General features: G+C 62.2%; 3 protein-coding genes. 1 reads left to right on the forward strand and 2 read right to left on the reverse strand.

Going from position 1 to position 2,149, the window contains the following annotated elements; all coding sequences use genetic code 11:
• Both NA2_RS21170 and NA2_RS21175 read right to left on the reverse strand, forming a co-directional pair.
• A partial coding sequence (locus NA2_RS21170) for a carboxyl transferase domain-containing protein (RefSeq protein ID WP_008599348.1) occupies nucleotides 1–642 on the reverse strand: 642 nt, incomplete at its 3' end.
• 85 nt (nucleotides 643–727) lie between these two features.
• Nucleotides 728–1,168, reverse strand: coding sequence for a VOC family protein (locus NA2_RS21175; RefSeq protein ID WP_008599349.1), 441 nt, complete (start codon nucleotides 1,166–1,168; stop codon nucleotides 728–730).
• 227 nt (nucleotides 1,169–1,395) lie between these two features.
• Between NA2_RS21175 and NA2_RS21180 the strand changes: the two genes are divergently transcribed.
• On the forward strand, nucleotides 1,396–1,992 hold the full coding sequence (locus NA2_RS21180) for a cold-shock protein (RefSeq protein ID WP_008599350.1): 597 nt from the start codon (nucleotides 1,396–1,398) through the stop codon (nucleotides 1,990–1,992).
• Nucleotides 1,993–2,149 lie beyond the last annotated feature (157 nt).

Here is a 2,149-nt window from a genome sequence, read left to right on the forward strand (position 1 = left end):
AGCGCCGCCCAGTTCCTCCGCCGTCACCGTTTCGTTGGTGACGGTCTTCACCACATCGGGACCCGTCACGAACATGTAGGACGTGTCGCGCACCATGAAGATGAAGTCGGTCATGGCGGGCGAATAGACGTCTCCGCCGGCGCAGGGACCCATGATGATGGAGATCTGCGGGATGACGCCGGACGCAAGGACGTTGCGCTGGAAGATCTCGGCATAGCCGCCGAGTGCGGCGACGCCTTCCTGGATGCGCGCGCCGCCGGCATCGTAGAAGCCGATGATCGGCGCACGGTTCTTCAGTGCCATCTCCTGGACCTTGACCACCTTTTCGGCATGCGCTTCCGAGAGCGAGCCGCCGAATACGGTAAAATCCTTGGCGAAAACGAAGACCGTGCGGCCGTTGACCGTGCCCCAGCCAGTGACGATGCCGTCTCCGGCGATGCGCGATTTCTCCATGCCGAAATCGGTGGAGCGGTGCTCGACGAACATGTCGAACTCCTCGAACGACCCGTCATCGAGAAAGACCTCGATGCGCTCGCGTGCCGTCAGCTTGCCCTTGGCATGCTGCGCGTCAACGCGCTTCTGTCCGCCGCCCTCGCGCGCTGCGGCCCGGCGGCGCTCCAGTTCGAGAAGGACTTCCTTCATGCGTCTTCCCCCCACGATCGGCATTCTTCTGCTGTTAGCACGGCCGCGCGGGGAGGCAAATATGCGGCTCGCGCAGACCGGATGATCACCAACTGCCGGTGTTCTCCATTGACAGCCAGGGCTCCGCCGGCGCCAGGGCGGCGTCCTTCTGCAAGAGCTCGATGGAAATGCCGTCGGGCGAGCGAATGAACGCCATCCGGCCGTCGCGGGGCGGGCGGTTGATGGTGATGCCCTTGTCCATCAGGGCCGCGCACAGCGCGTAGATGTCGTCCACCTCGTAGGCGAGATGGCCGAAATTCCGGCCGCCTTGATAATCCTCGGTGTCCCAGTTGTAGGTGAGTTCGATCAGCGGGGCCATTTCGGCCTCGGCGCGCGCCCGGTCGGCCGGCGAGGCGAGGAAAACCAGCGTGTAGCGGCCTTTCTCGTTGCTGGAACGCCGGATTTCGACAAGGCCAAGCTTGTTGCAATAGAAGTTGAGCGACGCGTCGAGATCCTTCACGCGGACCATGGTGTGCAAGTATCGCATATTTCCTCTCACGACTTTTGTTTACGTAAACGAAACCGAACAACAACCCCCGCTGACAGGGAACGATCACCGTTAACCGGTTGTACCACGGCGGGGAAACCCTTCAAATTCCGGCATTTCCACCTGCTGTTGAAAATCGGAATCTGGGTCTTGCTATGCCACAAAGCGCGAATGTTATCTTTCATAGGGACAGTGAGTCGGGCGGACTTGAAAAAAGGCTTATCGGGATGGATGACAAGTCCTCGGCAACCAGGGGATACGGGGCGAGCGGGACGGCACCGGAGACGGACGAGGCCAGGGACGTCGGGGAGCTTATCGAGATTTCCGGCGCGATCAAATGGTTTGATGTCGCGAAGGGGTACGGTTTCATCCTGCCGGATGAAGCGGGGATCGGGGACGTCCTCCTGCATGTGACGTGCCTGCGCAAGGACGGGTTCCAGACGGCGCTCGAGGGCGCGCGTGTCGAATGCCTCGTGCGGCAGGGCGAGAAGGGGTTTCAGGCGTTCAAGGTCCTCTCCGTCGATCTGTCCACCGCCGTCCATCCTGTCGAGGACCAGAGTCCGCGCACCCATGTGGTGGTCACGCCCGACAGCGGTCTGGAGCGCGCCCTGGTGAAATGGTTCAACCGCACCAAGGGGTTCGGGTTCCTGACGCGCGGCGAGGGCACCGAGGATATTTTCGTCCACATGGAAACGCTGCGGCGCTACGGGATCACGGAACTGCGTCCGGGGCAGGTGGTTCTGGTGCGCTTCGGGCGCGGCGACAAGGGCCTTATGGCTGCCGAAATCTACCCGGATAAGGGCACGCTGGTGGCTGCGCATTGAGGTGATGCGCGGTCGTTCAGCAGAGGTGCGTCCATGACCCTGCCGGTGAATGCGGCATTCGCGAGCCTTCCGCTACTGCGGACGGTGTTTGCCGCGGGTCTCCTGCTTCTGATGGCTTTTTCGACGGCTGCGTTCGCGCAGACAAGCGTGATGCGCC

This window comes from Nitratireductor pacificus pht-3B, assembly GCF_000300335.1.
GTDB classification, from domain to species: Bacteria; Pseudomonadota; Alphaproteobacteria; order Rhizobiales; family Rhizobiaceae; genus Nitratireductor; species Nitratireductor pacificus.